Origin of the sequence: Streptomyces vastus (genome assembly GCF_039532825.1) — a bacterium.
Lineage (GTDB): Bacteria > Actinomycetota > Actinomycetes > Streptomycetales > Streptomycetaceae > Streptomyces > Streptomyces vastus.
This window is the reverse complement of the sequence record NZ_BAAASJ010000003.1, coordinates 86,833-112,422: the sequence shown is the minus strand read 5'-3', so window position 1 is coordinate 112,422 and position 25,590 is coordinate 86,833. Positions and strand designations below refer to the sequence as shown.

The following is a 25,590-nucleotide window of genomic DNA, read 5'->3' as shown; positions in this document are numbered from 1 at the left end:
GAAGGTACGGCTGTGGCCGGGTAACTCCGCTGCGCGACGCTGAAACAGTAGTGGACCCGGCGCCTTCTGAGCAGATGTTTCAGAGAGCGGTTTCAAGACCGGAGGGAACAATTTCATAACCTGAAGCAAATTGCGCTCACTTTGGCCCGACCTGCACCGTCTCGTGCGCTCCACACGAGGAGAACGCGGGGAGCGCACGGGTGTGACGCAGCGTCAGCGAGCGAACTCGGCCAGGCCGGCGGCGATCCGCTCCCGGCTTCCGTCGTTCTGAACGGGCGCGGCCGTGAGCACGTCCAGGTGCTGGTAGCCCGGCAGGACCACGGGGTTCTCGTCCTGGGGGATGTGGTCCGCCAGGATGCCGTCGCCCGCGACGAACGTGACCTTGGGGTTCGCGGTGAGGCCCGCCTTGTGCACCAACTTGCCCGCCAGCTGGGGATCGTCGATCAGCTGGATGTCGGTGACCAGCCTGGTCGGGAAGTAGTCCTCCGTGAAGTCCAGGGGCTGTTCGGAGAGGCTGCGGGCCAACTCCCCGATGTCCGTGACCTCCTTGGCAGCAGCCGTGAACGGGGCGCCACTGGCCGAGCGGTACACCGGGTCGTCCGCCGCGCCGACCCGGTCGTAGTTGCGCCAGGTGTAGAGGGGGCCGCCCGGCTCGTCCGGGATCGCCTTCAACTCCGTACCGAAGAGGGCTGGTTGGGCCGGGTCACTGTTCGAGACGGGGAAGTTCTTGTCCACGATCCCGGCGCCGCCGCTGCCGCTCGCACTGTCGAAGAAGCCCACGCTCGTCTGGATGAAGGCGAGCGGTGCCGAGTGGTCGTCCATGAAGGCGCCCAGCACCGCCTCGTTGGTGAGCCGGAAGTCGCGGATGGTGGGGCTGCCCTTGAGGAAGACCTCCGAGTTCTTGGAGAACAGCATGCGGCCCGTCGTCTCGATGTTGGCGTTCGACGGGACCGAGTCGAGCAGCGCGGACTCGGCGTCAGGCGCGTTACCGGCGGCCAGGCCGGCGAGCGCGAGCAGGTTCATCGTCTCGGGGTTGAGTACCGCGGGCAGTGCGAGGAAACGGGGCAGAACTCCGGTGCGGAGTCCGGCCTGTACGGCGGCGTAACCGATACCCGTGTCCGGGATCAGCCCCGGCAGCAGGGACCCGCCGGGGCCGGACGACGTGCCGTTCAGGTCGTCCAGCGAGGTGGAGATCGTGGTGTCCAGGGCGAAGTAGCCCGCGCACTGGTTGAAGCCCGCGTCCGCCTTCGTCGCGGGGTTCGAGTCGAAGTCCCAGGTGGCGAAGACGCCGGTGAGGACGCCGCCCAGCGAATGCCCGCCGCACAGCACCTTCTCCTTGCGCAGCTTCTGGCCGGGCAGTTCGGCGGACAGCAGGTCGTACTGGTCGCGCACGGTCTGCTCCAGACCGACCTCGGCGAGCCAGCCCGTCTGATCGCTGGTCAGAAAGCCGTCGAACTTACGCCCGTCGACCTGCTTGCCCCCGTAGTAGTAGTCAACAGCCCTCGTGGCATTGCCCGTTGCGATCCCGGCGTTGTCCTCAAGGCAGTTGGAGCGCCGGTCCAGCGCCCAGAACTCGATGTGCCGGCCCTTCTCGGCCGCCGCCTTCACCGTGTTCCGGGCCACGCTGTCGAAGGCGCCCGCGCCCTCCAGAATGCCCGGCTGGGCGACCAGAATCCGGTCGGCGTCGGCGGACTTCGAGGGCCCGTCCGAGGACCGGTAGCGCAGATACGACAGCCAGTCGCAGCGCGCCGGGTGAGTGCCGGCCGAGGCCGGCAGCGGGATCCGTACGGACACCTCGGTCTCGGTGACTTCGGTGACCGGCGACGTGGACTCCACGGCGCTCTCTGTACGGCCCGGTGTTCCGTCCGCCGACGGTGTCAAGGTCAGCGCCGCCACGGCGAGCGCTCCGGCGGCCACGGCACGCGTCCAGGGCCTGTTGCGATGTGCGGCTCCTCTGCTCATGGCCGCACCGTAACCAGCGGTAACTCACCGGCTCTACAACGGAATGCGCGCAAACGGCGGCGGCCCTTGCGCGGATCCGCACAAGGGCCGCCGTCCGGCCGTCGTGAATCTGGTGGATAGGCCGGGTGACGGGGAAGACTGCGGCGCATGGCTGTCCGCTGGTATCAACTCGCCGTAAACGCACACGATCTGCCGTCACTCGCCCGCTTCTGGTGCCAAGTCCTGGACTGGCGCGTGGTGTTCGAGGCCGAGGAGGAGATCATCATCGCGTCCGCCCCGGACGCGCTGCCGGGGATCTGCTTCGTACCGGTCGTCGAACGCAAGACGACCCAGAACCGGCTGCACATCGACCTCACGCCGGACGAGCAGGCCGCAGAGGTCGAGAGGCTGCTCGCGCTCGGGGCGCGCCGGGTCGACGTCGGTCAGGGCGAGGACGTGACCTGGGTCGTTCTCGCCGACCCCGAGGGCAACGAGTTCTGCGTACTGCGACCCAAGAAGACGCTCCTCGACTGAACCGTCTTTCCCGGTCCCTCCCCCCGTGTGTACGGGCGTACGTATCGATGTGTACGCTCGTACGCATGGGATACGCAACGCTCATGGCCGCCATCGCGGCCGAGGTGGCCGCCACGACCGCCATGAAGTACAGCGACGGCTTCAGCAAGCTGTGGCCCACCGTGGGGACCTGGGTCGGATACGTCATCTCCTTCGTGCTGCTGGCGCAGACGCTGAAGACCTTGTCGGTCGGCACGGCGTACGCGATCTGGGCCGGAGTTGGCACGGCGGCCATCGCGGCGATCGGGATGGTGTTCCTGGGGGAGGGGCTGAACGCGGCCAAGGCGGCCGGGATCGCGCTGATCATCGTCGGCGTAGTGGTGCTGCACCTGGGCGGTGGGCACTGATGGCCCGCCATGCCACAAGGGGCGTGCGCTGATGGCCCGGCGCTACGACCCCGACAGGCGGCGGCGGATCATCGACGCGGCCATCCGTGTCGTGGGCGCCAAGGGCATAGCCGGGCTGAGCCATCGTTCCGTCGCGGCCGAGGCCGATGTTCCGCTGGGCTCCACCACGTACCACTTCAAGACCCTCGACGAGCTGATGGTCGCGGCGCTGAGGCAGGCGAACGAGGGCTTCGCCAAACTGGTCGCCGCACGCGGTGCCCTGGAGGACCCGGCGAGCGACCTGGCCGCCGAACTCGCCGGCCTGACGGGCGAGTGGCTGGCGGGCGACCGTACGGGAGTGGAGCTCGAGTACGAGCTCTACCTCGCCGCCCTCCGCCGTCCCGCCCTGCGCCCCGTAGCCGCCGAATGGTGCCAGGACCTCGCCGACCGCATCGCCCACCGCACCGACCCGGTCACCGCCCGCGCCCTGGTCGCCCTGCTGGACGGCATCTGTCTGCAGGTGCTGCTGACGGGGGCGGCGTACGACGAGGAGTACGCCCGGGATGTGCTGGCCCGGGTGATCCCCTGAGCCCTTTCTGTGCCGGGCCATCGCCCTGAGGTATCCCGCCCGCATGTCCTCCTTGAACGACGTCCCGGCCTTCGCGAACGACGAACCGGCCTCCGCCACCGAGTGGCTGCTCGACCCGGAGACGTACCGGCCCGTCGGCCGCCGCACGCTAGTGAGCGGCGAGCTGGAGAGCAGCATCACGGTCGTGACCAGGGTCATCGTGCCCGAGGAGGAAAGCCGGACCGACTGACCACTCCCCGAAACGGGCGGCCTGTGCACAGGGGACGCGGGCCGCCCGTACCTTCCACGGCCGGGACGGGCCCGTACCCTGAGACGCTCCTCCCACCGGTTGGCCTACGCGGGCTCCCGGCGGTTAGGTTTCCCCCATGACCGACACGACTGCTACTCGCACCACCGGCGCCGTTGCCGCCGGGCTCGCCACGGTTGCCGCCGACGGCACCGTTCTCGACACCTGGTTCCCCGCGCCGGAGCTCGTCACTGAGTCTGCCGCAGGCGGTCCTGGCCCGTCCGGTACGGAACGGCTGTCCGCCGAGAGGGCCGCCGAGCTGCTCGGCGGAGGCGCGACCGCGGCGATCGGTCCGGACGCCCGCCGGGGCGTCGAGGTGGTCGCGGTCCGTACGGTCATCACCTCGCTCGAAGAGAAGCCGATCGACGCGCATGACGTGTACCTGCGCCTCCACCTGCTCTCGCACCGTCTCGTGCAGCCGCACGGCCAGAGCCTGGACGGCATGTTCGCGCACCTTGCCAACGTCGCCTGGACCTCGCTCGGCCCGGTCGCCGTCGACGATCTCGAGAAGGTCCGGCTGAACGCCCGCGCCGAGGGCCTCCACCTGGCCGTGACGTCCGTCGACAAGTTCCCGCGCATGACGGACTACGTGGCCCCCAAGGGCGTACGCATCGCCGACGCCGACCGGGTCCGGCTCGGCGCGCACCTCGCCGAGGGCACCACGGTCATGCACGAGGGCTTTGTGAACTTCAACGCGGGCACGCTCGGCACGTCGATGGTCGAGGGCCGTATCTCCGCCGGGGTCGTGGTGGGCAACGGTTCGGACATCGGCGGCGGCGCCTCCACCATGGGCACCCTCTCCGGCGGTGGAAACGTCCGCATCACCATCGGCGAGCGCTGCCTCGTCGGCGCCGAGGCGGGCGTCGGCATCGCGCTCGGTGACGAGTGCGTGGTCGAGGCGGGCCTGTACGTCACCGCCGGCACCCGCGTCACGATGCCCGACGGCCAGATCGTCAAGGCCCGCGAACTCTCCGGCGCCTCGAACATCCTCTTCCGCCGCAACTCGATCAGCGGCACGGTTGAGGCGCGGCCGAACAATGCGGCGTGGGGCGGGCTGAACGACATCCTTCACAGCCACGACTAGTTCCGCACTAGCTCGCCACGACGGGTTGTTTGAAGCTGCGGGTTCGTTGTGGCTTGTCGCGCCCACGCGGCGGAGCCGCAAATTGATACAGCCCCGCGCCCCTAAAGGGGCGCGCCCCATAGCCGAGCGCCCTCCCACGGTCACCGTGGGAGGGCGCTCGGCTATGTCGAGGCGGGAACTTTCCTTGTGGCAGAGGCATAGCGGGAGCAGGCTGCACGCGTCACAAGGAATGCGAAGCGGGGGAGGCCCGCCGGGAAAGAGAAGGTGGCGATGGATGCCCAAGGGCAGGAGCACTTCCGGGAGTTCGTGGAGAACCGGTCGTCGGCGTTGCTGAAGACCGCCGTCCTGCTCAGCGGCGGAGACCGGCACGCCGCCGAGGATCTGCTGCAGAACGCGCTGATCAAGGCCGCGGGCCGATGGCAGCGGATCGACGAGCCGGAGGCGTACGTACGGCGGATCCTGTACCGGCAGCAGGTGAGCCGGTGGCGGCTGAAGTGGCGAAGACGGGAGCTGACCGTCGCCGAGCCGCCCGAGGGGACGGGCGACGGTGACGCCGCCTCCGCCGCCGAGCTGCGGATCGTCATGCGCGGGGCGCTGGCACGGCTGACCTCGCGGCAGCGGACCGTGCTCGTGTTGCGGTACTTCGAGGATCTGCCGGAGGCCGACGTGGCGCGGATCCTCGGCTGTTCCGTCGGGACCGTGCGCTCCACCACGCACCGCTCCCTCGCCCGGCTGCGCGCCCTCGCACCCGAACTGGCCGCACTCGGACTCGCCGACGCCGAAGAAAGCCCGTCCCGTGACTTCTCGCCCGTGGAGGTACGCCCGTGAACGTCGACGAACTGGTGCGTGACTCCCTGCGGGAGCAGGCCACCGAACAGCCACCGCTGGGCCCCGGGTTCGTCGACCGGGTGCTGACGGCCCGGCGCCGCCGCCGTACCCGTACCCTCGCGTCCGTCGCCGCGGCCACCGCCGCCGTGGTGGCCATCGCGGTGGCGGTGCCGATGCTGGAGTCCGGCAAGGACGGCGATCGGCTCGCGACCGGGATGAACGAGAGCGACATCATCGCCCACCCCGACCAATCACCCCCGCGTGACCTGATCGCGGCAGGAGACGTCGCGCTGGCCGCGTACTACACCCGGAAGAACGTCGAGCAGACGGACGACCGTGCCGTCGCCGTCCGCGAGTACTGGCTCCTCGACCAGAAGACCGGCAAGTACGAGAAGGCCCCCCGGTGGTCCTTCATCGACATCGCTCCCGGTATGCGGACCGCCGCCGTCCTGGAGAAGGATCTGCCGACCCAGCGGATCGGCCTGCTCAACCTGCTCTCCGGCAAGGTCGAGCGCTGGATCCCGGTGGACCGCGGCGTCGCGGGCGTCGAGTTCTCCCCCGACGGCGACAGGCTCGTCGCGACGACGTACAAGACGAATCCCGACCTGCGGTACAAGGTGGACTACGACAGCGACGGCGACGGCAAGAACAACGACTACGACCAGTCGCACGACCAGCCGCGGAACGGCTTCTACGTCATCGATGTGGCCTCCGGCCAGGGATCGTGGAGCGAGGTCCCGGAGGGCGACGACATGAACGCCCGTCAGGACTTCGACTTCAGTCACGACGGCAAGCTGGTCTACTCCGGACTGTCTTCGGAACCGTACATGCAGTACTACGACTTCGAGGGCAACAAGGTCGACAAGCCCGCGAACGGGAAGTACACGAACTGGTTCAACGACGGGGGGGTGTCCCCGAACGGCAAACTGGTCGCGGGCAACGGCGTCGTCCTCGATGCCTACACCGGCGAGCGGATCGCCAAGGTGCGGGGATACGAGCCGCTCGCCTGGGTCGACGACGAGCGGCTCATCGTCTGGTACAGCGAACCGGGTCAGAACGAGTTCCACAACCGGCTTGTCATCGTCACGATCGGCAGCGACAAACTCGTACGCCTGAGCGGCGCTCGCAAGGGGAACGACGGCGCTCCCGGACGCTGGACGCCGGTCTTCGCCAAGCGCTGATCTTCGCCGGACTCTGATCTCCGCCGGACAAATCTCCGTCGGGCACTGATCAGGCGGCCACGAGCCGCTCGTACGCCGCCAGCAGCCCGTCGACCGTCTCGCGTCCGGCGGGCCGCAGCGGCGCGCGGACCGGGCCCGCGGGCAGGCCGAGCGCACCGAGCAATGCCTTCGCCGTGACCGTGCCGGGCAGGCCGGAGGCCATCATCAGCTCGATGAGAGGGATGGCCTGTCGCTGCCGCCGGGCGGCCTCGGCGGTGTCTCCGGTGTCGAACGCGTCCAGGATTCCCCGGAGTTGGCGGGGTGCGGCGTTGGCGACGGTGCTGATGTATCCGGTGCCGCCCACCGCGTACAGGGGGAGCGTGAACTCCTCGCAGCCCGTGTAGTACGCGAGGTCCGTGCGGGCCAGCACCTTCTGAGTGCCGAGCAGGTCGTACGCGCAGTCCTTGACCGCCACGATCCGTGGATGCGCGGCGAGGCGCAGCATGGTCTCCGGCTCGATGCGGGTGGCGGTGCGGCCCGGGATGTCGTAGAGCGCGAGCGGCAGCCCGGACGCGTCCGCGATCTCCCGGAAGTGGGCCTGGAGGGCCTCCTGGGGCGGCTTGCTGTAGTAGGGCGAGACCACCAACAGGCCGTCCGCGCCCGCCTTTTCGGCCTCCTGGGCCAGCTCGATCGTGTGCCGTGTGTCGGAGGTCCCGACGCCCGCCACCACCGCGGCCCGACCCCCGACCGCCTCGACCACGGCCCGCACGAGCTCGGCCTTCTCGTCGTCCGTCGTGGTCGGCGACTCCCCGGTCGTCCCCGACAGCACCAGCCCCTCGCACCCGTCCGTGACCAGCCGCTCGGCCAGGGCCTGCGCACCGTCGAGATCGAGCAGCCCGTCCTCGGTGAAGGGCGTGATCATCGCGCAGAGGGCGCGGCCGAAGGGCGGGGGGGAGGATGTGGTCATGTCCGTAGTCTCGGCACCCCGACGCTGAAGCTCCACTTAATTCTTCTACGAGATATCCGTAAGGAACTCTGCGCGGTGGCCGCATGTGAGCGTGCCGGCGTGGTCTAGGAACGCGGCGGCGTTTGGGTCACCATGGCGAGGAACGGTAGTTGGTGATCGGTCACGGGAGGCGTTATGAGGCTGGGTAAGGCGCTCGCCACCGGAGTCGCCGAGGAGCGGCCGTGGGTGGAAGAGGAACAGGAAGAGCTTCAACTCGCTGAGGAAATCGAGGAGTTGGAGCCCGTCACCGAAGAGGTTCCGGTCGCGCGATGAGGTGGCGGCTCCCCGAGGAACGTCCGGCGGAGCCGCCCACCGGATTCAAGATCGCCCACCCGATGCTGTCGCAGGACGGCAGCCGGGCCGGGTTCACCGGTGTGTCGCTTGGCGGCGCGCTGCCGTACGGGGTGCTCGACGAGGCTCGCTGTGTGTACGGGCTGCGGCACCGGGCACCGCATCGCCGCTGTGACTGCGGCTTCCACTGCGTGCACGACCGTACGGCGGCGGAGGCCATGCTGTGCACCGCCGACCACCGGACCGCCGTACTCCTCGAGGTGTCGGTCCTCGGCGCCTACCTGCGCTTCGAGCTCGGGTTCCGTTACGCCCGGCAGCGGGTCCGTACCGCCACGGTCGGTCCCTGTACGTGCGGCTCCGTGGCCGTGGCGCTGGCCGACGCCGGTTGGGGCAAGCCCGGCTGGCGGGCGCTCGCGGCGAGCTGCGCCGGATGCGTACGCGGCCGTCCGTCCGTATCGCTGGCGACCTTCGCGCGGCTGGGCGGAGAGGGGCTGCGGGTACGGGCCGGGGGAGGTGCCGCACCGTCCGGCGGTGACCTGCCCGAAGGGCTCGGCGTGTCCGAGCTGATCGCCGAGGCAGCGCTCCTGCAGGCCCGGCTCGACTGGTTCCAGACCCAGCTGGCCCGGCTCGGGGAGCACGGGGCCGGACAGGCGTAGCGGCAGCTCGACGAGCGCGGCGCCCTGACACGGGTAGCGGCGGCTCGACGGGGTACTCGGGCGTCCCGAGACGAGAGGAGGCGGGGCGCCGTGACCGAGACCATGCAGCGGCCGCCGCAGGAACACCACTCGGTGGGCGAACTGGTCGGACAGGCCACCGAACAGCTCTCCGAACTCGTACGCCAGGAAGTGCGGCTCGCGAAGGAGGAGTTGGCGCAGAAGGGACGGCGCGCGGGGCGAGGTGGCAGGCTGCTGGGCGCGGCCGGCGCCATCGGCTATGTGGGTGTGATGGCCCTGGCCGGCACCGGCGTCGCCGCGCTTTCGCTGGTTCTGTCTGTATGGCTCTCGGCGCTCATCGTCACGGCCGTACTCTTCGTGATCGCCGCCGTCCTGGGCCAGGTCGGCCGCAGCCAGCTGCGCCGCGCCGTGCCGCCCCTGCCCGAGCAGACCCTCGACAGCGTCCGGGCCGACGTTGACGAAATCAAGGAAAGGGCTCATCGATGAACGAGAGGAAGAACAAGAGCGGCGTCGAGACCACTGGGGCTGCCGGAACTGCTGGGGCTGCTGGCGCCGAAGAGGCTGCCGGGGCCGAAGAGGCTGTGGAGTCCGCCGCGCCCGAGGACGCCGCGAAGGCGGCCCATGGGGCCAAGGGCCCGGACGAACTGCGACAGCAGATCGCTCAGACCCGTGCGCAACTGGGCGACACCGTAGAGGAGCTGGCCGCCAAGGCGGATGTGCGCGGCCGCGCGCGGGCGGGCGGCGCGAAGCTCAGGAGCAAGGCTTCCGGCGCGGGGCATGCGGTGCAGGACAAGGCCGCCCACGCCGGGCACGCCGTACAGGACAAGGCCGCCCACGCCGGGCATGCCGTGCAGGCGAACGTGCCGCAGCCCGTGCGTAACGCCGCGACAGCGGTCGGTCAAGCCGGACGGCGCCACCCTCGGTCGCTGCTGATCACCGGAGTGGGAGCTGCGATCGCGGCGGGGATGCTGCGCCGTCAGCCTCAGGGCCACCGCTACATCCCCGGCCACCGCTACATCGTGGGCAGCCGCAGGACCCCCGGCCTCGGCAGCATCGGCTTCCGCCGGACCAAGGGTCTCGGGCGCATCGGCATCCGCCGCACGAGGGGCCTCGGCCGCATTGGCTTCCGCCGCACGAGGGGCCTCGGCGGCATCGGTCGCCGCGGCCCCGGTTTCCGCCGCACCGGCTTCCGCGGCACGACGCGCCTCGGCCCCATCGACTTCCGTCGCACCACGGGCCTTCGCCGCTTCGGTCTCCGCCGCACGAGCGGTCTCCGCTTCGGCCGCGCTACCGGCCTCGGGCGCGCTGCTGACCTCCGCCGCGCTGTGGGCCGTCGCTGACACCGCAGCCATCACAACACCACAGTCATCTTGGTGCCGCCCTCCTGACCTTGACCTGAACCTTGGTTGAGGTCAGAGGGTGGGTGGTGCTCGCACCGAGCATCGAATCACTGGAGGCTGTGATGACCCGCCGTACCGACGCGCACCCCGACATGACCCGCCCCGGAGTCGGAGCCCCTCTCTTCAGCACCTGGAGGGTGGGGACGCCCGAGCGGCAGAAGGAGACCGTCGAGGCGATCGCAGACACCTGGGAGAGCAGGCCCTGGCCGACGGAGGGCCTGCTCGGCTACTACCTCTACACCGGCCACGACGGCACGACCCTGCTGCACCACTCGCAGTGGGCGGATGAGCAGGCCTACGAGGCGTTCACGAAGGTGCACCGGCAAGAGCGCGTCGACGAGATCGACACCGCGGTGCCCGGGATCGAGCGGGTGGCCCTGGAACGCTACCGGCACTACCGCAGCGGCACCCGCCCCGAGGCGGAGCCACGCGTACCCGGCTGCATCGTGATCGTCGACGTCGAGTTCGAGGGTCCGGACCCCGACCGGCAGCGCGCCTGGGTGGACGCCGTGTTCGAGGCCCTGGAGAGCGAGCCGAACCAGCACCCCGGCGGGATCTCCGCCCACTTCCACCTGAGCACCGACGGCACGAAGGTCCTCAACTACGCGGAGTGGGAGAGCGCGCAGGCCCACATCGACGCCCTGTCCGGCCCGGGCAACGGCGTCGGATCACGCACGCCGCAGTGGGAGCGCGTACAGACGTACCCCGGACTGAAGGGCTCCACGGTCAGCAGGTACTCGTACGCCCTCGGCCTCGTCCCGACGTGACCCTCACCCCGAAGTTCCAGAAGAGGCTCGAAGCGACGCTCACCGAAAACTAGAACCGTCTGGACAAAAAAAGTTTTCGGTGGGACGGTGGAGTGATGTTGGACGTCACCGTGATCGAGGACCCGGCGGCAGCCGCCGCCTCCCTGGACCCCAAGAGGGCCCAGCTGCTCGCCGAGCTGGCGGCCGGACCCGCGTCGGCCGCCATGCTGGCCGGCAAGGTGGGGCTGCCGCGCCAGAAGGTGAACTACCACCTCAAGGCCCTGGAGCGGCACGGCCTGGTCGAGCTCGCGGGGGAGCGCCGCAAGGGCAATGTCACCGAGCGGCTGATGCGCGCGACCGCCGCGTCGTACGTCATCTCGCCGCTCGCGCTCGCCTCCGTGCAGCCCGACCCGGACCGCTTCCGGGACCAGCTCTCGGCCCGCTGGATGCTCGCGCTCGGCGCCCGGCTCGTCCGGGACGTCGGCCTGCTCATCACGGGCGCGGCGAAGGCCCGTAAACGGCTGGCGACGTACGCGCTCGACGGCGAGGTCCGCTTCGCCTCGGCCGCCGAACGGGCCGCGTTCATCCAGGAGTTGACGGCCGGAGTGAGCGCGCTGATCCGCAAGTACGACGCGCCCGATGCCGAGGGCGGCCGGGACCACCGGATCGTCGTCGCCGTCCATCCCACGGTCAAGCCCACGGCAGCCCAGCCGACGGTCGAGGACCAACCCGCCCCGGAATTGAACCAGTAGTAGCCAGAAGTACTCAGGAGCCCACCATGTCCAAGGAATTCGAGATCGCCCGCGAGTTCGAGGTCGACGCCACGCCGGAGCAGGTGTGGGACGCGGTCACCCACAACACCGGCGGCTGGCTGTGGCCGGAGGAGCCGCCCGAGCCGCGCGTGGGCGGCAAGGGCGCGATGGGCTCCACGGTCACCGCCTGGGACCCGCCGCACCGCTACGTCAACCGCACCGAGGACGTCGAGGGCATCTCCGAACAGACCCTCAACCAGCTCGACTACACCATCGAACCGCGCGACGAGGGCCGCCGTGCCTGGGTGCGGTACGTGCACAGCGGCATCCTGGTGGACGACTGGGACAACCAGTACGACGCCGCGGGCCGGCACACGGACTTCTATCTGCACACGCTGCGCCAGTTCCTGACGCGGTTCGGCGGACGCCCGGTCGTCGCCTTCACGACCTTCGACGGGCCCGAGGCCTCCAAAGCGCCGGACGCCTTCGACGCGGTGGGGCGGGCGCTCGGCCTCGGGGACGACACCGCGGAGGGTGCGCGGGTCCAGGCGCGTGGTCCGGAGGGCCAACTCCTCGACGCCGTGGTCGACTTCCGCAATCCGTACTTCCTCGGGCTGCGCACGGAGGACGCCCTCATCCGTTTCTTCGGCCGTAACCACTGGGGCTATCCGGTCGGCATCTCGGTGCACGACTTCGCGCCCGGTGCCGACGCCAAAGCCGACGAGACCGCCTGGCAGGGCTGGCTGAACAGCGTCTTCGCCTGAGCCCGTATGCCCGCCCGTACACCTGAGCCCGTACGGGCGCCCGTACAGGCGAGGCGGAAAAGGGAACGAGCCCGGCCCCCCGGACGACGGGGCCGGGCTCGTCCGCGCGCAGGAACTACGGCCTGAACCGGAGGACCTGCGGGTCGTGGTCGCTGATCTGGTCGGCGAACTCCGCGTTGATGTGCACGCTGTCGTAGCTGAAGTCGCAGTACTTACGGATCGACGGGCTGATCAGGATCTGGTCGAGGACCTGGCTGTTGCCCTGGAAGTCATAGCTGTAACGCTCGCTCTTGGGCAGGGACTTGATGGCCGAGTAGAGGACGCCGTCGTCCTCCAGGAGCTTCGTCGTCTGAGAGAACTCGAAGTCGTTGATGTCGCCGAGCGTGACGACGGACGCGTTCTTCTGCGCCGCGAGGATGTCCTTGACGAAGGCGTTCACCGACTTCGCCTGGAGGTGGCGCTGGGTCTCCGAGGAGCGGACCGGCGGCTGGTACTGGGAGTGCAGCGCCTGGTCACCGCCCTTCGACGCGAAGTGATTCGCGATCACGAACACGGTCTTGCCGCGGAAGACGAACTCGCCCACGAGCGGCTTGCGGCTGTTCTTCCATGCCTCGGCCGCCGGGTCGATACGGCCCGGAGAGGCTGTGAGAGCCGCCTTGCCGTTCGTCTTCGTGACGCCCACGGCGGTCGTCGCGTCGCCGCCCGCGCGGTCGGTGAAGGAGACGCGCTCCGGGTTGAAGAGGAACACCTGGCGTATGTTGCCGCCCGGCTCGCCACCGTCCGCGAGGTTGACCGGGTCGATGGCCCGCCACTCGTAGGCCGGGCCGCCCGATGCGGTGATCGCGTCGGTCAGCCTGCGCATCGTCTCGTCGGCGGCGACCGTGCCGTCGTTCTTCGAGCCGTTGTTGTCCTGGATCTCCTCCAGGGACACGATGTCGGGCGACTGCAGGTTCTTCACGATCGCGGCCCCGTGATCGGCGAAGGAGTCGTCCGCGGGGTCGAGGTTTTCGACGTTGTACGTCGCCACCGCCAGCTCGCTCCGCGACTGCTTACGGGTCCTCTCGCGCTCCAGTCCGCCGTCGGCGACCGTGCCCAGGGTGCGGGCGGTCAGGGTGTAGCCGCCGAACTGGGTGTAGTCGAGCGGGCCTTCGGTGGTGCCCTTCAGGGTGTCGCCGACGTTCGCCGTCGGGAACGGCTGCGTGGCGGTCGGGATCAGCGACTGGATCTGCAGCCGGCCGGTGTTCTGCGCGTCGTAAGAGCCGTAGACGGTGCCGCCGCGGCGGTTCGGGTTCTCGTACGGCTTCACCGTCACCCACAGCTCGGAGAACGGGTCGGTGGCGGTGACCACGCGCGACGAGCCGATCTTGACGTTCATGCCCTCCAGGGATTCGTAGAAGTCGAGGGCGTACTTTCGCGGCTGCAGGGCCAGCCCGTTGACCGAGCCGTTCGAGCCCTCGTCGCCCGCGGGCGCGTACGCGTCCGGTACGGAACGGCCGCTGATGGTCGTGGCCGCCGGGAGCGCGTTGCCGCTCGACACCACCGTCACCGTCGGCCTGGTGATCTCCGTGACCGCCTGGTTGCCCGAGGACGTACCGCCCGGCACGAACTCCGTGACGGTGCCCGAGACCTTCACCGAGTCCCCGACGGCGACCTTGGGCGTGGAGCTGGTGAAGACGAAGATTCCTTCGCTGGTGGCCGGGTTGTCGTCCGCGTTCGGGTCCTGGATCCAGAAGCCACGGGACGAACCGTAGGTCCGTACGCCCGTCACGATGCCGGTCACATCCGTGACCTGCTGCCCCGCGAGCGGGGATGTCCGGGTGCTGCCCTGAATGTCGTGGACGGCCACGGCCTCCGCCTGGGCGGAGCCGGTGAACACCACGGCGGAGACGGTGGAACAGACTGCGGCGACGGTGAGCGCGGCTATGCGCGCGGAAGACTTGCTCGGCAACGGAATCCCTCCGGGGACGTACATGAGCGCCGGGACGAGGGTGGTGCAAGGGGCTGGTGGATCCAGTGGAGCCTGTGGAGCAAAAGGGCTCTACGCGCGTCAATCTCGTGTGTGGCCACGTGACTTGTCAAGGTTTCAGCCATGTACGGGTCCTGACAGGTTCATGAACTAGGCCGAGTGGGTGGAAATCCGTCTAGGCTGAGGCTGCGGTCAAGGGGCGGCCGGAGCACGACGTCCGGTACGGCCGCCCGACCCCATGCACGTGTGCACGGTTGTACGTCCGAGGAGAGAACCAGCCGATGTCAGACAGCTCCACCCTGCCGCCGGTGCGGCTGACGTCCGAAGCGGAGCTCGCGCGGGACGCGCTCGCCACGCCGCTGCTCTCCCGTGCCGTACGCCTCGCCCGCTGGGCCGGCCCGGACACCCGGGTCGGAGCCGGCGGCGAACTCGTCGAGGAGCAACTGCCGGGCGCCGCCGCGGAACTCGGCCTCGAGGGGGAGGACGCCGCCGCTCTCGCGAGCGAGGCCTGGCGGGTGGCCGTGGACACCGGCCTCGTCGCGGTCCTGGACGAGGAAGAGGGCACGGTCGACAAGGGGGCCGAACTGGCACTCGTCACCTCGGGTGCGCCGGCCGACGTGCTGAGCCTGTGGCTCGTCGCCCTGGACACGGTGCTCGCCGACGCCGGCGTGCCCGACCTCGACGACCTCATGACCGCCATGGACGACGACGGCGAGATCGACCTCTCCGCACTGGACTGGGACCCGGACGCGGAGGCCGACTTCCTCGACGGCGTGCTCGGCAACCTCTACCTGCTGACCGTCAGCGAGGACGGACCCGGCGACAGCCCGGTGCCGCTGCCCGCGCTCGCAGCCTCGGCGGTCGTGCCGGACGACATGGCGGAGCCCACGAACGACGTCCTGGAGCAGGTGTCGGACGTGATGATGCGGCTCGACGACCAGTTCCGCCTCCTGGAGCCGGCCGGTCTCGTCGATTTCCAGCCGGTCGACGAGACGCTGATGACCGACCCCGAGGAGGAGCCCGCGGCGCCGCCAGACGAGACGGACATCTCGCGGTACGGAATGGTACGGCTCACCCCGCTCGGCCTCTACGGCATCCGGACCCGGCTGCAGGAGGAGGGGATCCACGCCCCGGCGGTCGGCGACCTCGCCGACAAGGGGGCGGACGCCCTGCTCGACGGCACCTCCACGTTCCCGCCCGCGGCAGCGCAGGCCGAGACGGAGCAGTGGCTTGCCCAGCGTGAACCCCTCGCCGCCGCACGGGAGTTGCTCGCCGCAGCCCGCGGTTCCGACCCGGGCGCACCGCTGCGGAGGCTGCTCTGCCAGCAGGCCCTGTCGCTCGTCGGCGGGGAGGCCTCACAGGCCCTGCGCGAAGTGCTCGACGACCCTGAGCTGGGCGGGCTCGCCCGGGTGTGGCTGACCGAGCGGGGCGCCCCCGACGTGCCCGCACCCTCCGAGGAACTGGTGTTCTGGCTGACCGTCGACACGATCGCCGCGCAGCTGGCGGCGGAGGGCAACTCCGAGGAACTCCAGTCCCTGGTCGAAGGGCTCGCGGCCCAGCACAGCAGCTTCTTCGCCGCCGCCTGGCGCGTCGACCACCCGGCCACGCCTGACGTCCTGGAGGCCATGGGGCGGCTCCACCCGGACAAGAAGGTCGCCAAGGAGGCCCGTAAGGCCGCGTTCAAGGCGCGGTCGCAGCAAGGGGGTTGAGGTGTAAGGGGGGTTGAGGTCAAGAGGGCTTCAACGGGGGTGCCTTACGGGACTCACGGTGCCTTACGGAACTCACGAGCCCCTTTGCGTCTGCTCCTGCTCCGTCTCATCCTGCGCCGCCTCGCCCTTCGTCCCGGTCTTCGTCTCGCTCTGCGTGTCGTCCCGCGTGTCGTCCCGCGTGTCGTCCTGCGTCTCGTCGTCGCCCATCGGCAGCACGCGTACGGGTACGCCCTCGAGCTCGTCCGGAATCACGTCCTCGGGCCGGAGGTGGTCGCGGGGCACCTCGTGGGTGACGAAGACGACGATCACGTCCTCACCCGAGTCCTCGTCCCGGCCGATGCCGACACCGGTCACATGGGCCAGCCCCATCAGCCGCTCCTCATGGAGGCGGCGCGCCTGACGTGCGTCCACTCCGGCTCGCCTCCCATGGGTTGTGCGGATGGTTACAGCCTATTTTACGAAGGTTATTCCGATCATTCGTTCGCACGCCGGGATTGCTGGGCCATATGGGTGGCCCCTTGGCTCCCGGTTGTCGGTCCGCGTTCAGCCGGAGTTCAGTCACAAGCGGAACGGTGTGGCCGAAGGCTGGCAATCGGCCACCCTCCACGGTTCCACTCCACCGTCACAGGAGAACAGACAGCATGTCGCTCACTCGTAGGGACTTCGCCAGACGGTCCGCGATCACCGGTGCCGGTGTCGCCCTGGTCGGCAGCGTCGGCGCCTTCGCCACCGCGCCGGGCGCCCTCGCGACCCAGGACACCGAGACCCTGGGGGACGACGCGGAAGCGGGGGACGCGGAACGTCCGGGCGGCGGCGTCGGCTACGGCCCGCTCCTCCCCGACCCCAAGGGCATCCTCGCGCTGCCCGCCGGATTCTCGTACCGCGTCCTCACCTACAGCGGCAAGACAAAGCTGGAGTCCGGCGAGACCACCCCCTCCAACCACGACGGCACGGCCGCCTTCCATGGTCCGCGCGGCACGACCCTCCTCGTCAACAACCACGAACTCAAGGGCCCGCGCGCCAACTGGGACCACCCGGTGCCCCTCACCAAGGGTCTCGTCTACGACCCGGCCGCGTCCGGCGGCTGCACGGTCGTCGAGGTGCGCCCGGACGGCCAGGTCGCCGAGTGGGTCGGCATCGCCGGCACCTCCACCAACTGCGCGGGCGGCAGCACCCCTTGGGGCACCTGGCTCACCTGCGAGGAGAACTCCGACCGCGCCGGCGAGAACGGCATGACCAGGGACCACGGCTACGTCTTCGAGGTCGACCCCACCGACCGCCGTGCCAACCGCGACCCCAAGCCCCTGAAGTTCTTCGGCCGTTACGACCACGAGGCAGTCGTCATCGACCCCAAGCGCGGCCACGCCTACCTCACCGAGGACGACGACGAGCCCAACGGCCTGTTCTTCCGCTGGGTGCCGCCGAAGGGATTCACCTACGGCCGCGGCAAGTTCCGCACCCTCGCCGACGACGCCGGCGTCCTGCAGGCCCCCAAGTGCTATGACTCCGGCGGCCGTTACGTGGACGACCTGTCCCGCGCCACGAAGATCGGCACCGTGTACGGCGTCGACTGGGTCGACGTACCCGACCGCGACGCCAAGACGGTCGCGGTGCGCAAGCAGTTCGGCGAGGGCGAGGTCACCCGCGCCCGCAAGCTCGAAGGCATGTGGTGGGGCGACGGCGGCGCGTACATCGTCTCCTCGTACGCCCGTGAGGAGAGCCCCGTCCAGCACGACGGACAGGTCTGGTTCTACGACCCCCGGCGCCGCACGCTCACTCTCAAGGTCCTCCTCGGCGTGAACCCCGACCCCTCCAAGGACGGAGCCTTCGACGGCCCCGACAACATCACCGTCTCGCCCTACGGCGGCATCGTCCTCGCCGAGGACGGCGAGGGCGTCTCGCATCTCTTCGGCGCGACCGACAGCGGCCGTACGTACCCCATCGCCCGCAACGACCTGAACGTCGGCACCGAAGAGGAGCCGGAATACAGCGAGTTCGCCGGCGTCACGTTCTCGCCGGACGGAAAGACCCTGTACGCCAACATCCAGGACCCCGGCATTCTGCTCGCGATCACCGGGCCCTGGAAGCGCCAGCGCAAGTAGAGATTTGGCGGGCCGGGGAGCGTAATCCTCGGCCCGCCGGAATATCCCCATCGGGTGAATCGGGGAGACATAGCCCATTTGAGCGTTCGGGTATCGAATAACTTGACGTTGAGAACCGAATGGGCGTTGTTCTCCGAGAACTGGTGGGGAGAGGCGAGTATGGGTGTGGGGCTTGCGGAGGGGACTCCGATCTGGCTTCCCGACGGGAGGATCTTGCCGGTCGGGCAGGTTGTTGGTGAGCAGCTCCCTGTTCTTACGTATGACAAGACATGGGATCTGCGGGAGCCGAGAGTGGGACGCCCGTATCCGCCGAGAGACCAAGCTGTGGGGAAGCTGCTCCCGGCCACCCCAGTGCGATGGGAAGTACACAGTTCTGAAGCCGTGTTCATCGTCCGGTTGGTATCCGGTCGCAGCGTTGAGGCCGCGGCCGGACAGCCCTGGGTGGTTCGGATGCGTGAAGGGGCGCGGCGCCCCGTCTTGCGTACCACTGCTTCTCTGGAGCCGGGGTGGTCCGTTCCAGTACCGCTGACAGCGACCTGTTTTGGATCTCTCGGGGACGAATGGGACGGGTGGTTCGTCGGGATCATGCTGGGTGACGGCAACATGACGGGGCGAACCCCGGTCTGGGTCGGGCACGACGACGGGACACTCGCCCAAATGCGCAAGTTCGTTGAACGAAACGACTGCGAGCTCAGCGTGGACGACAATGGCACGTGGTTGCGTGTTCGGCTGACGGATCCGCGATGGCACCGGAACCAACTTCGAGATCTGCTGATCGAGCACCAGGTTTGGGGGTTCAAAGGGGATGGCAAGAGGGTTGCAGATCTTCCTTACAGCCAAGCGTTCGTGCGCGGTCTCGTCTCGGGACTGATCGACAGCGATGGCTCCGTGAGTCGCAACGACGTCGAGTTCGCGAACATCTCGGAGACCCTCGCCCGACAGTTCAGTGATTTCCTTCTGCGCCACGGCGGCCTCTCGGACGCGGCTTTCCGGATCGTTCCGCTGCTTGAGGGGGCGCGGGACGCGGACTGGCCTTGGGGGGCCTGATGGACGATAGGGAAGGGTGTGCCCGCGCTTCGGTGCGGGCCACACGCTGGTGCGGGGCCGCATGTGATGCCGTAGGGACTCAGGCGCGGGCAGGGTGATTTCTGGTCAACTTCTGACCGAGGCCGCTCACTTGACCTCCGTCGTCTTCACGGCAGCTACACAGTTCACCCCCCGCGTCACCATGAGTTTTATGCCAACCGGAACGGCTGTTGTCATGTGAGCGCTTTCGCGCCATGCCACTCCTGACTCCGAAGTCACCTCTTGTCCCGGCCCGTTGACCTGTGGCTATGGTGATCGCCGCGCGCTCCCTGGTGGACCTTGACCGCTCTGCCGTGGCGCACGCACATCAGCCGGCGGCCGGGGGAACAGCGTCGCCACGGGGAGGGACACCACCCGCTGCTCCGGTCTCGGTACCGGGGCGGCGGGCTGAGCTTCACGCATCGCCTCCGCCTCCTCGGACGGGCACCCCCGCCTGCCTCCCTCTGCGATGAATGGATGCTCTGTTGCGCCCTGGAACGGGGTTCGTCATACCCAGAACACGAAGATCCGGATTCCTCACATCCGTCATCACGGGTGTCCTGGCCCTGGCCGTACTCTTCGGCCTGGCCATCCGTCCGGATCTGCTCGACCGACTCGCCGGAGCGGGGGCCGCTCCGGCCGGCGACTCCTACGACTGGCACGAGGACACGGCCGCCGAGCAGTTGCGGCAGGACCAGTGCCTGATGGCCGACGTGCTGCGTCTGGGCGGCCTGTCCATGGCGGCGACCGCACAGGACGGCCTCAACCAGACTCCGGACAAGCTCCATGCTCTGGCCGACCGGGAGCACTGGGAGAACACCCCGCTGGCCCAGGCGTACCAGAAGGACCGGGACGCGGCAGGCAAGGAACTCGGCGCCCTTCACGCTCTCCGCAACGGATGGCAGAAGCCTCTCGGCGGTCTGACGACCCCGGCCGGCTTCACCGACGCCTCCTTTCAATGGCCTCCGGGCTCGCAGGGTGACGGCAAGGACGACTTCTACGGCCAGACCGGTCTGACGCAGTGGACCGCCGACCGGTTCTGGAAGATCGAGAACGACTTCTACGAAGACCCCACCCCCAGGGCGGACGAGAGGACCCTGAAGGCCGTCGATGACCTGGGCACTCCTCTCTACGGGACAGCCCCGGACACGGGTCTTCCTTCAGACGAGTGGAACCGTGCCTTAGCCGAGCGGTCAGCGTTCCAGCGGCTGCATGGGGCCCCGGGGGAGAACGCGGGCGCGGACAACGCCCGTATCTTCCTGGCTTCCGGAGGATTCCCCCGCACCGCCCCGCAGCCGGACACTGCGGAGTACCGCGTCGCGGTCGAGGACCTGAAGACCCGGTTCGCCGCCTGCGCGTGGCGTGACCCGATCGACCCGAGCAAGGTGCTGGGCGACATCTCCACCGCCGCCGCCACCGAGTGGCAGCGGGAGATCAGCTCTCAGGCCGCGCAGCGCAACCAGATCCTGAACGCGAACAAGGACGCCACCAAGGCTCTGGCCACCGGCGCCAAGGTGCTCGGGGACCTGCTGGGTCACTCGTGGACCGCCGACCACCTCGCCCGCTGGCAGGACTACTGGTCCCAGGGCGGCGTCGGGTGGGTCGGGGACGCGCCTGCGGTGATCGAGGCGCACGGGGCGAAAGGCAAGTGCCTCGACGTCCTGAGGAGCGGAACGGCCAGCGGCACACCGGTCCAGCAGTACACGTGCAATGGCACGGCGGCGCAGAAGTGGCAGGTGTACGGCGACGACAAGGGCCTGCACCTGCAGAACGTCAACTCCCGGAAGTGTCTCGACGTGTCGAACAGCGACCCGGCGAACGGCACGAAGATCCAGATCTGGACGTGCAACAGCTCTCCGGCGCAGACGTGGGAGTACAACCTGCGCGCGACGACGAGCCTCAAGAACGTAGGCACCGGCAAGTGCCTGGATCTGTACGACTACACCAACGGTCGCCACTCGTGGCAGTGGGCCTGCAACGGCACTGGCACCCAGCAGTTCGACATCAAGCCGTCCGGTCACAACGGCGCTGTTCCGCCGAAGGCGCAGTTCGACAAGGCCAAGAAGGGCATCGCAAGCGCGCAGGCCGCGGCGAAGAAGCAGCTCGCCGTCGTCAAGGCGCAGGCTGTCGCCGCGAAGAAGGCCGCCACCGACACGGGCACCGCCGAGCAGGCCGCCTACGCCATCGCGGACGGCAATGGGGCTCCTCGGGGTCGTGGTCTGCTGGTGGGTCAGCAGAAGGCCCAGGTCACTCAGGGTGCTGCTGCCGCTCTTGAGGCGATGATGAAGGCCGGTGAGACCGCCGAGGCCGCCACCCGCGCCTCCGGCGGCGACAGCCAGACCATCGCGCAGCGTGCGCTGGCCCAGGCCGCGCAGGTCAAGGCGGAGTTCCGCAAGAAAGCCGCGCACACGGCCGAGTTGCAGGCGAAGGCGGCCGCCGATGCCGCGAAGGTGCACCGCGACAACGCGAAGAAGGACAAGGAGACCGCCGAGGCCAAGCTCGCCGAGACGCTCAAGGCCGAGGGTGAAGCGAAGGCGGCCGCCGCCGACGCCCACGCCAAGCGACTCGCGGCGGAAGCCGAGGAGAAGACGGCGAAGGCGGAGAAGGAGACCGCCGCGGCCAAGCAGGCCGAGGCAGCCAGGCACAGACAGAACGCCGAGACCGAAGCGACGAAGGCGAAGGACGCCAAGACCAAGGCCGAAACCGCCGAGAGCACCGCTGTTGAGAGGAAGAAGGACGCGGTCAAGGCCCGCGACAACGCGAAGGCCAAGCGGGACGACGCCTGGGACGCGGAGCAGAAGGCCGACGCCGCCCGCGCCAAGGCGGACGCGAAGGACGCCTACGCCGATTCCCTGGAAGCGGGCGAGGCGGCAGACGCCGCTCGCGCCGCTGCCACTGAGGCGGACAAGCACGCGGACGATGCCGAGACCGCCGCTACGAAGGCCCGTGCCGCGGCCGACGCCGCGACTAAGGCAGCTGCGGAAGCGGACGCCGCGGCCACCCGGGCGGAGGCGGCAGCGAAGCGGGCCCGTGCCCATGCCGACGGCGCTCAGGCGGCGAAGCTGAGGGCGGACGCCGCGGTGAAGACCGCGACCAGCGCCGCAGCGGACGCCATCGCCGCCGCGAAGCATGCCGCCGCCGAGGCGAAGACGGCCGTCAAGCTGGCCGACGAAGCGGAACAGCAGGCCAAGACCGCCAAGGGACATGCGGGCGAGGCGAAGAAGGAGGTCGCCAAGGCTCTCGCGGCATCGGCAAAGGCCGTGGGCTTCGCCCATGTCACCGCCCAGGCCGCCGTGGACGCCGGCAACTCCGCCGCGCAGGTCGCCAAACCGGCGAATGACGCGATCCAACTCGGCTCCCCGTACGTCACCACGGACTCGGCCGCGAGCCTGGTGGTACTGACCGGGCAGGCGTCGAAGACGATCGCCGACCAGCAGAAGGCCGTGGCCGACGCCCACGCCAAGAACGCACAGGAAGAAGCCGCAGCGGCAAAGGCCCTCGCCCAGGCGGCGCAGGGCGAAGCCAAGGCCGCTTACCAGCACGCCGCCAACGCCGCCGCGCACGCGTCGAACGCACGCACCTACGCGAAGGAGGCCCTCGGCTACGCGGCCGACGCAGCCACGGCCGCATCCAAGGCCACCGCGTCACTGGCCCGCACAGTCGAATACGACCGTCAGGCCACGGAAGACGCAGCCGCCGCGGACAAGGCCGCAGGCCGCGCCGAAGGCCACGCCAAGGACGCCCGTGACTCCGCCGACCAGGCAGCACTCGACGCCTCCGCCGCCCGCACGGCCGCCTCGGAGGCCGAACAGGCCGCGAAGGACGCCCGCGCGGCGGCCGACCGCGCCGACGTCGCCGCAACCGAAGCGGAACAGGCGGCGAATGACGCGGAGAAGTACGCCAGGGAGGCACAGGAAGCGGCCGAGCGCGCCGAAGCGAAGGAGAACGCGCAACAGATCACCACGGGGACCGTTGTCGACGAGGCCGGTGTCGCCATCGGCAACATGTTCTACGTCGTCGACCAGATCGAGAAGATCGGCGATCCGGAGGTGATCAAGAAGGACAACTGCAACCCGATCATCCACACCGGCGACTGCAAGATCACCGCGAAGATCCGGTTCAAGGCGGTCCTCGACCTGTACATGTGCACCGCTGAGGACCTGGATCCGTCCCAGTACAGGTGTCCCGCCGGTGCGACGGTGTACCTCGGCGAACACCCGACGAAGGCACTGTCCACCGAGGTCACCGACACCATCTCGATGGTGGAGTTCAACCAGGGCATCGACCCGGTGGACATCCTCTTCGGACACTGGATCAAGTGCGTCCAGAAGATCACCCCCGGTGGTGCGAACGGAAGCTGGGGCGGATGTGCCTGGGCGGCTGTGGACGTCGCGACCCTGTTCGCGGGCAAGATCCTCAGGCCCATCGCCGACGCCGTGAAGGCGCTGGACGCCGCAGCGAGGACGGGCATTGGCTTCGCCAACGCCTACAAGGCCTTGCGTTCCCTCGGCCTGGCCGACGACGTCCTCTTCCGTATCGGGGTCAAGGGGCTCGACGGATTCGTCAAGACCTGCACCAAGACCGCCCGAACAACTCTGGCCGCCGGATCGGCCAGGGCGGGTAGCGCATGTCCAGTAGGGCTGGTCGCGTACAACAGCACCGAACTGAGCACCATGGCACTCAGAGCCAGGCTTGGAGAAAGCGGATGGGAATTCAAGTACAGGAGTAACGTCGCGGTAGCCAGGGTTCCGGGCTGGAATGACCCCAAGACCGGTGACTTGGTCGTCGGATTCAGCAAGGGCGGCGGCTACCACTCGGAGAACCACATCCTGGACCAGCTGAAGGAAAGGGGCTTCAAGCCGACTCAGATCACGGAGTTCTACAGTGAACGCCAACCTTGCCCCAACTGCGCATCGCTGCTGGAGGGTTCTCTCAAGGAGGGGACTCCAGTCAGCTGGTCGGTTCCATGGGGATCCGACGCTCTGTTGAACCGAGCGGCCGACGACCTACTGCAGCGTTACATCAAGGCTGCCGCCGGGCACCGGTCATCACGCTCCAGCCTCGCCAGTGAGGCGGCCACACGGGTCGTAACCACTGCGCAGGAACACGCCGATTAGAGGAACGAGAGTGAGAGTTGTCTGAACACGACTTCGACCATCCGTCGGCGCCCAGGGATGTCACCGCCGAGCGGGATGTGCTGGCTGACCGGGTCTGCCGTGAACTGGAACGTGCGGGAATCCCCGCCTTCCGGGAGCAGCAGGCCGATCGAGCAGGTGCGAGGGTTGAGGTCGACGACACTGCCCTCGATGCGGCGAGAGAGGTGATCGTGGACTGGTGTCCCGACCCCAGTCTCACGGAAGCCGTCGTTGACAGCATGCAGAGCGGCGATTACCAGGCTCCCGTCATTCAGCACAATGGAGCCGTCTGCTCCCATATGCAGAAGGCGATCATCGGAATCCTCAGATCGGCTGGCTTGCAGGCTGATACTGCGGCTGAATTCGACGGCGACCTGCATCCGCTGTCGGTTCGTGTCACCACATCCAGGTAATCCGACAACAGGGCAACGGGATCCGTTCGCTTGTATCAGGCCCCGCCGCGGCTCCGGCTCCGGCGGGGTCTTCGGCCTTCCGACGGAGCCCTGGACAGCAGGAAGGGACGTGAGAGACGCATGAACGAGCACGGATTCGATCTGCCGCCAAAAGCCCAGCCGGATGTCATCGCCCGGCGAAACGCACTGGCTGATGAAGCCTGCCAGGCTCTGGCCCAGGCTGGGATTCCCGTCTACCGAGTCGGCCTCGGAGGCGAGTCCGAAAGCAGGCCTGGAGCGGAGGTTCATGTGGACCATCTCGCTATCGGCGGTGTACTGGTGGAATGGAACACGGAGGCAGAACTGGCAACTGCAGCAGTGAACCTTCTGGAGGGCGGAGTCGAACCTTCGGATCTGCCTCACGCGATTCGCCATTACGAAACCGTCCATACCTGCATGCGAGAAGCTCTTCTGGGCATCCTCGCCTCAGCGGGGTTCGACGTGGAAGAAACGAATAAACACACCTACGGGAGTGCGGTTCATGTAAAGGGTTTCATGCCCTGATTCCGTCCTTCAGGCCCCGTAGACGCCGAGCCGTACAGCGTCGACGGGGCCTGCGCACCTACGAGGAAGGCCAACGGCACGGAAACGAGAGTGAGAGCGTGGACATTTCCCCCTGTCATGTTCACGAACCGCTCCTTTGAGCGCTTAGGGGGCATCCTCCCTCGGTGTGTTCACGATTTTTGCGCGAGGGGTCATGGGCCCGCGATTCGCGTACGTCCTGTGGTGTGCGCGTCCGCG

Annotated in this window: 23 protein-coding genes and 1 pseudogene; 20 read left to right on the top strand and 4 right to left on the bottom strand. The window is 68.8% G+C overall.

Annotated elements, in window-relative coordinates:
• Window positions 1–213: 213 nt before the first annotated feature.
• Window positions 214–1,962 (bottom strand): hypothetical protein, encoded by a 1,749-nt coding sequence (locus ABD357_RS01795; RefSeq protein ID WP_344386978.1) that lies wholly within the window; start codon window positions 1,960–1,962, stop codon window positions 214–216.
• A gap of 147 nt (window positions 1,963–2,109) precedes the next feature.
• Here ABD357_RS01795 and ABD357_RS01790 point away from each other — a divergent pair, with 147 nt between their 5' ends.
• The 7 genes from ABD357_RS01790 to ABD357_RS01760 all read left to right on the top strand — a co-directional run bounded on the left by ABD357_RS01790 (window position 2,110) and on the right by ABD357_RS01760 (window position 6,808).
• Window positions 2,110–2,475, top strand: a complete 366-nt coding sequence (locus ABD357_RS01790; RefSeq protein WP_344386976.1) for a VOC family protein — start codon at window positions 2,110–2,112, stop codon at window positions 2,473–2,475.
• A 65-nt stretch (window positions 2,476–2,540) separates the two neighbouring features.
• Window positions 2,541–2,861, top strand: a complete 321-nt coding sequence (locus ABD357_RS01785; RefSeq protein ID WP_344386975.1) for a DMT family transporter — start codon at window positions 2,541–2,543, stop codon at window positions 2,859–2,861.
• Window positions 2,862–2,892: 31 nt separating this feature from the next.
• Window positions 2,893–3,429, top strand: coding sequence for a TetR/AcrR family transcriptional regulator (locus ABD357_RS01780; RefSeq protein ID WP_344386974.1), 537 nt, complete (start codon window positions 2,893–2,895; stop codon window positions 3,427–3,429).
• A 43-nt stretch (window positions 3,430–3,472) separates the two neighbouring features.
• Entirely contained in the window at window positions 3,473–3,658 is a 186-nt protein-coding gene (locus tag ABD357_RS01775) for a hypothetical protein (protein WP_344386973.1), read from the top strand.
• 136 nt (window positions 3,659–3,794) lie between these two features.
• Window positions 3,795–4,799, top strand: coding sequence for a 2,3,4,5-tetrahydropyridine-2,6-dicarboxylate N-succinyltransferase (gene dapD, locus ABD357_RS01770; RefSeq protein WP_344386972.1), 1,005 nt, complete (start codon window positions 3,795–3,797; stop codon window positions 4,797–4,799).
• A 270-nt stretch (window positions 4,800–5,069) separates the two neighbouring features.
• The gene (locus ABD357_RS01765; RefSeq protein ID WP_344386971.1) at window positions 5,070–5,627 is read left to right on the top strand and encodes a SigE family RNA polymerase sigma factor; all 558 of its coding nucleotides are present in this window, start codon (window positions 5,070–5,072) and stop codon (window positions 5,625–5,627) included.
• Complete coding sequence (locus ABD357_RS01760; protein WP_344386969.1) at window positions 5,624–6,808, top strand: WD40 repeat domain-containing protein; 1,185 nt, start codon at window positions 5,624–5,626, stop codon at window positions 6,806–6,808. The genes ABD357_RS01765 and ABD357_RS01760 overlap by 4 nt, the downstream gene beginning before the upstream one ends.
• A gap of 49 nt (window positions 6,809–6,857) precedes the next feature.
• On the opposite strand, the gene dapA is transcribed toward ABD357_RS01760, so the two are convergent.
• Complete coding sequence (gene dapA / locus ABD357_RS01755; protein WP_344386968.1) at window positions 6,858–7,754, bottom strand: 4-hydroxy-tetrahydrodipicolinate synthase; 897 nt, start codon at window positions 7,752–7,754, stop codon at window positions 6,858–6,860.
• Between the two features lie 174 nt (window positions 7,755–7,928).
• Between dapA and ABD357_RS01750 the strand changes: the two genes are divergently transcribed.
• The 7 genes from ABD357_RS01750 to ABD357_RS01720 all read left to right on the top strand — a co-directional run bounded on the left by ABD357_RS01750 (window position 7,929) and on the right by ABD357_RS01720 (window position 12,420).
• A complete protein-coding gene (locus tag ABD357_RS01750; RefSeq protein WP_344386967.1) occupies window positions 7,929–8,066 on the top strand; it encodes a hypothetical protein in 138 nt (45 codons plus the stop codon).
• Window positions 8,063–8,740 carry a hypothetical protein gene (locus ABD357_RS01745; RefSeq protein WP_344386966.1) on the top strand — a complete coding sequence of 226 codons (678 nt, stop codon included), beginning with the start codon at window positions 8,063–8,065 and terminating at the stop codon, window positions 8,738–8,740. Before ABD357_RS01750 ends, ABD357_RS01745 begins: the two co-directional genes overlap by 4 nt.
• Window positions 8,741–8,830: 90 nt before the next feature.
• Complete coding sequence (locus ABD357_RS01740) at window positions 8,831–9,244, top strand: phage holin family protein (RefSeq protein ID WP_425584720.1); 414 nt, start codon at window positions 8,831–8,833, stop codon at window positions 9,242–9,244.
• On the top strand, window positions 9,241–10,098 hold the full coding sequence (locus ABD357_RS44500) for a DUF3618 domain-containing protein (RefSeq protein ID WP_425584719.1): 858 nt from the start codon (window positions 9,241–9,243) through the stop codon (window positions 10,096–10,098). The genes ABD357_RS01740 and ABD357_RS44500 overlap by 4 nt, the downstream gene beginning before the upstream one ends.
• A gap of 122 nt (window positions 10,099–10,220) precedes the next feature.
• Window positions 10,221–10,925: an antibiotic biosynthesis monooxygenase family protein gene (locus ABD357_RS01730; RefSeq protein ID WP_344386965.1), complete on the top strand. Its 705-nt coding sequence runs from the start codon at window positions 10,221–10,223 to the stop codon at window positions 10,923–10,925.
• 95 nt (window positions 10,926–11,020) lie between these two features.
• Window positions 11,021–11,656 carry an ArsR/SmtB family transcription factor gene (locus tag ABD357_RS01725; protein WP_344386964.1) on the top strand — a complete coding sequence of 212 codons (636 nt, stop codon included), beginning with the start codon at window positions 11,021–11,023 and terminating at the stop codon, window positions 11,654–11,656.
• Window positions 11,657–11,682: 26 nt separating this feature from the next.
• Window positions 11,683–12,420, top strand: a complete 738-nt coding sequence (locus ABD357_RS01720; protein WP_344386963.1) for an SRPBCC family protein — start codon at window positions 11,683–11,685, stop codon at window positions 12,418–12,420.
• A gap of 115 nt (window positions 12,421–12,535) precedes the next feature.
• Here the strand turns inward: ABD357_RS01720 and ABD357_RS01715 are convergent, their stop codons facing one another.
• Window positions 12,536–14,368 (bottom strand): endonuclease/exonuclease/phosphatase family protein, encoded by a 1,833-nt coding sequence (locus tag ABD357_RS01715; protein WP_344386962.1) that lies wholly within the window; start codon window positions 14,366–14,368, stop codon window positions 12,536–12,538.
• A gap of 299 nt (window positions 14,369–14,667) precedes the next feature.
• Here ABD357_RS01715 and ABD357_RS01710 point away from each other — a divergent pair, with 299 nt between their 5' ends.
• Window positions 14,668–16,095 carry a hypothetical protein gene (locus ABD357_RS01710; RefSeq protein WP_344386961.1) on the top strand — a complete coding sequence of 476 codons (1,428 nt, stop codon included), beginning with the start codon at window positions 14,668–14,670 and terminating at the stop codon, window positions 16,093–16,095.
• Window positions 16,096–16,167: 72 nt separating this feature from the next.
• On the opposite strand, the gene ABD357_RS01705 is transcribed toward ABD357_RS01710, so the two are convergent.
• Window positions 16,168–16,506: a hypothetical protein gene (locus ABD357_RS01705; protein ID WP_344386960.1), complete on the bottom strand. Its 339-nt coding sequence runs from the start codon at window positions 16,504–16,506 to the stop codon at window positions 16,168–16,170.
• A 230-nt stretch (window positions 16,507–16,736) separates the two neighbouring features.
• On the opposite strand from ABD357_RS01705, the gene ABD357_RS01700 reads away from it, so the two are divergent.
• The 5 genes and pseudogenes from ABD357_RS01700 to ABD357_RS01680 all read left to right on the top strand — a co-directional run bounded on the left by ABD357_RS01700 (window position 16,737) and on the right by ABD357_RS01680 (window position 25,353).
• Window positions 16,737–18,197, top strand: a complete 1,461-nt coding sequence (locus ABD357_RS01700) for an alkaline phosphatase PhoX (protein ID WP_344386959.1) — start codon at window positions 16,737–16,739, stop codon at window positions 18,195–18,197.
• Window positions 18,198–18,356: 159 nt separating this feature from the next.
• Window positions 18,357–19,154: pseudogene (locus ABD357_RS44495) on the top strand (LAGLIDADG family homing endonuclease); the annotation flags it as partial.
• 593 nt (window positions 19,155–19,747) lie between these two features.
• Window positions 19,748–24,379, top strand: coding sequence for an RICIN domain-containing protein (locus ABD357_RS01690; protein ID WP_425584718.1), 4,632 nt, complete (start codon window positions 19,748–19,750; stop codon window positions 24,377–24,379).
• A gap of 17 nt (window positions 24,380–24,396) precedes the next feature.
• Window positions 24,397–24,810, top strand: coding sequence for a hypothetical protein (locus ABD357_RS01685; protein WP_344386956.1), 414 nt, complete (start codon window positions 24,397–24,399; stop codon window positions 24,808–24,810).
• A gap of 120 nt (window positions 24,811–24,930) precedes the next feature.
• A complete protein-coding gene (locus tag ABD357_RS01680; protein WP_344386955.1) occupies window positions 24,931–25,353 on the top strand; it encodes a hypothetical protein in 423 nt (140 codons plus the stop codon).
• The last annotated feature ends 237 nt before the right edge of the window (window positions 25,354–25,590 follow it).

Coding starts and splice junctions, on each gene's coding strand:
- dapA (WP_344386968.1), bottom strand. CDS start 7,754: ATGACCACATCCTCCCCCCCGCCCTTCGGCCGCGCCCTCTGCGCGATG.
- dapD (WP_344386972.1), top strand. CDS start 3,795: ATGACCGACACGACTGCTACTCGCACCACCGGCGCCGTTGCCGCCGGG.
- ABD357_RS01790 (WP_344386976.1), top strand. CDS start 2,110: ATGGCTGTCCGCTGGTATCAACTCGCCGTAAACGCACACGATCTGCCG.
- ABD357_RS01785 (WP_344386975.1), top strand. CDS start 2,541: ATGGGATACGCAACGCTCATGGCCGCCATCGCGGCCGAGGTGGCCGCC.
- ABD357_RS44500 (WP_425584719.1), top strand. CDS start 9,241: ATGAACGAGAGGAAGAACAAGAGCGGCGTCGAGACCACTGGGGCTGCC.
- ABD357_RS01730 (WP_344386965.1), top strand. CDS start 10,221: ATGACCCGCCGTACCGACGCGCACCCCGACATGACCCGCCCCGGAGTC.
- ABD357_RS01720 (WP_344386963.1), top strand. CDS start 11,683: ATGTCCAAGGAATTCGAGATCGCCCGCGAGTTCGAGGTCGACGCCACG.
- ABD357_RS01795 (WP_344386978.1), bottom strand. CDS start 1,962: ATGAGCAGAGGAGCCGCACATCGCAACAGGCCCTGGACGCGTGCCGTG.
- ABD357_RS01775 (WP_344386973.1), top strand. CDS start 3,473: ATGTCCTCCTTGAACGACGTCCCGGCCTTCGCGAACGACGAACCGGCC.
- ABD357_RS01725 (WP_344386964.1), top strand. CDS start 11,021: ATGTTGGACGTCACCGTGATCGAGGACCCGGCGGCAGCCGCCGCCTCC.
- ABD357_RS01780 (WP_344386974.1), top strand. CDS start 2,893: ATGGCCCGGCGCTACGACCCCGACAGGCGGCGGCGGATCATCGACGCG.
- ABD357_RS01750 (WP_344386967.1), top strand. CDS start 7,929: ATGAGGCTGGGTAAGGCGCTCGCCACCGGAGTCGCCGAGGAGCGGCCG.
- ABD357_RS01700 (WP_344386959.1), top strand. CDS start 16,737: ATGTCGCTCACTCGTAGGGACTTCGCCAGACGGTCCGCGATCACCGGT.
- ABD357_RS01710 (WP_344386961.1), top strand. CDS start 14,668: ATGTCAGACAGCTCCACCCTGCCGCCGGTGCGGCTGACGTCCGAAGCG.
- ABD357_RS01745 (WP_344386966.1), top strand. CDS start 8,063: ATGAGGTGGCGGCTCCCCGAGGAACGTCCGGCGGAGCCGCCCACCGGA.
- ABD357_RS01680 (WP_344386955.1), top strand. CDS start 24,931: ATGAACGAGCACGGATTCGATCTGCCGCCAAAAGCCCAGCCGGATGTC.
- ABD357_RS01765 (WP_344386971.1), top strand. CDS start 5,070: ATGGATGCCCAAGGGCAGGAGCACTTCCGGGAGTTCGTGGAGAACCGG.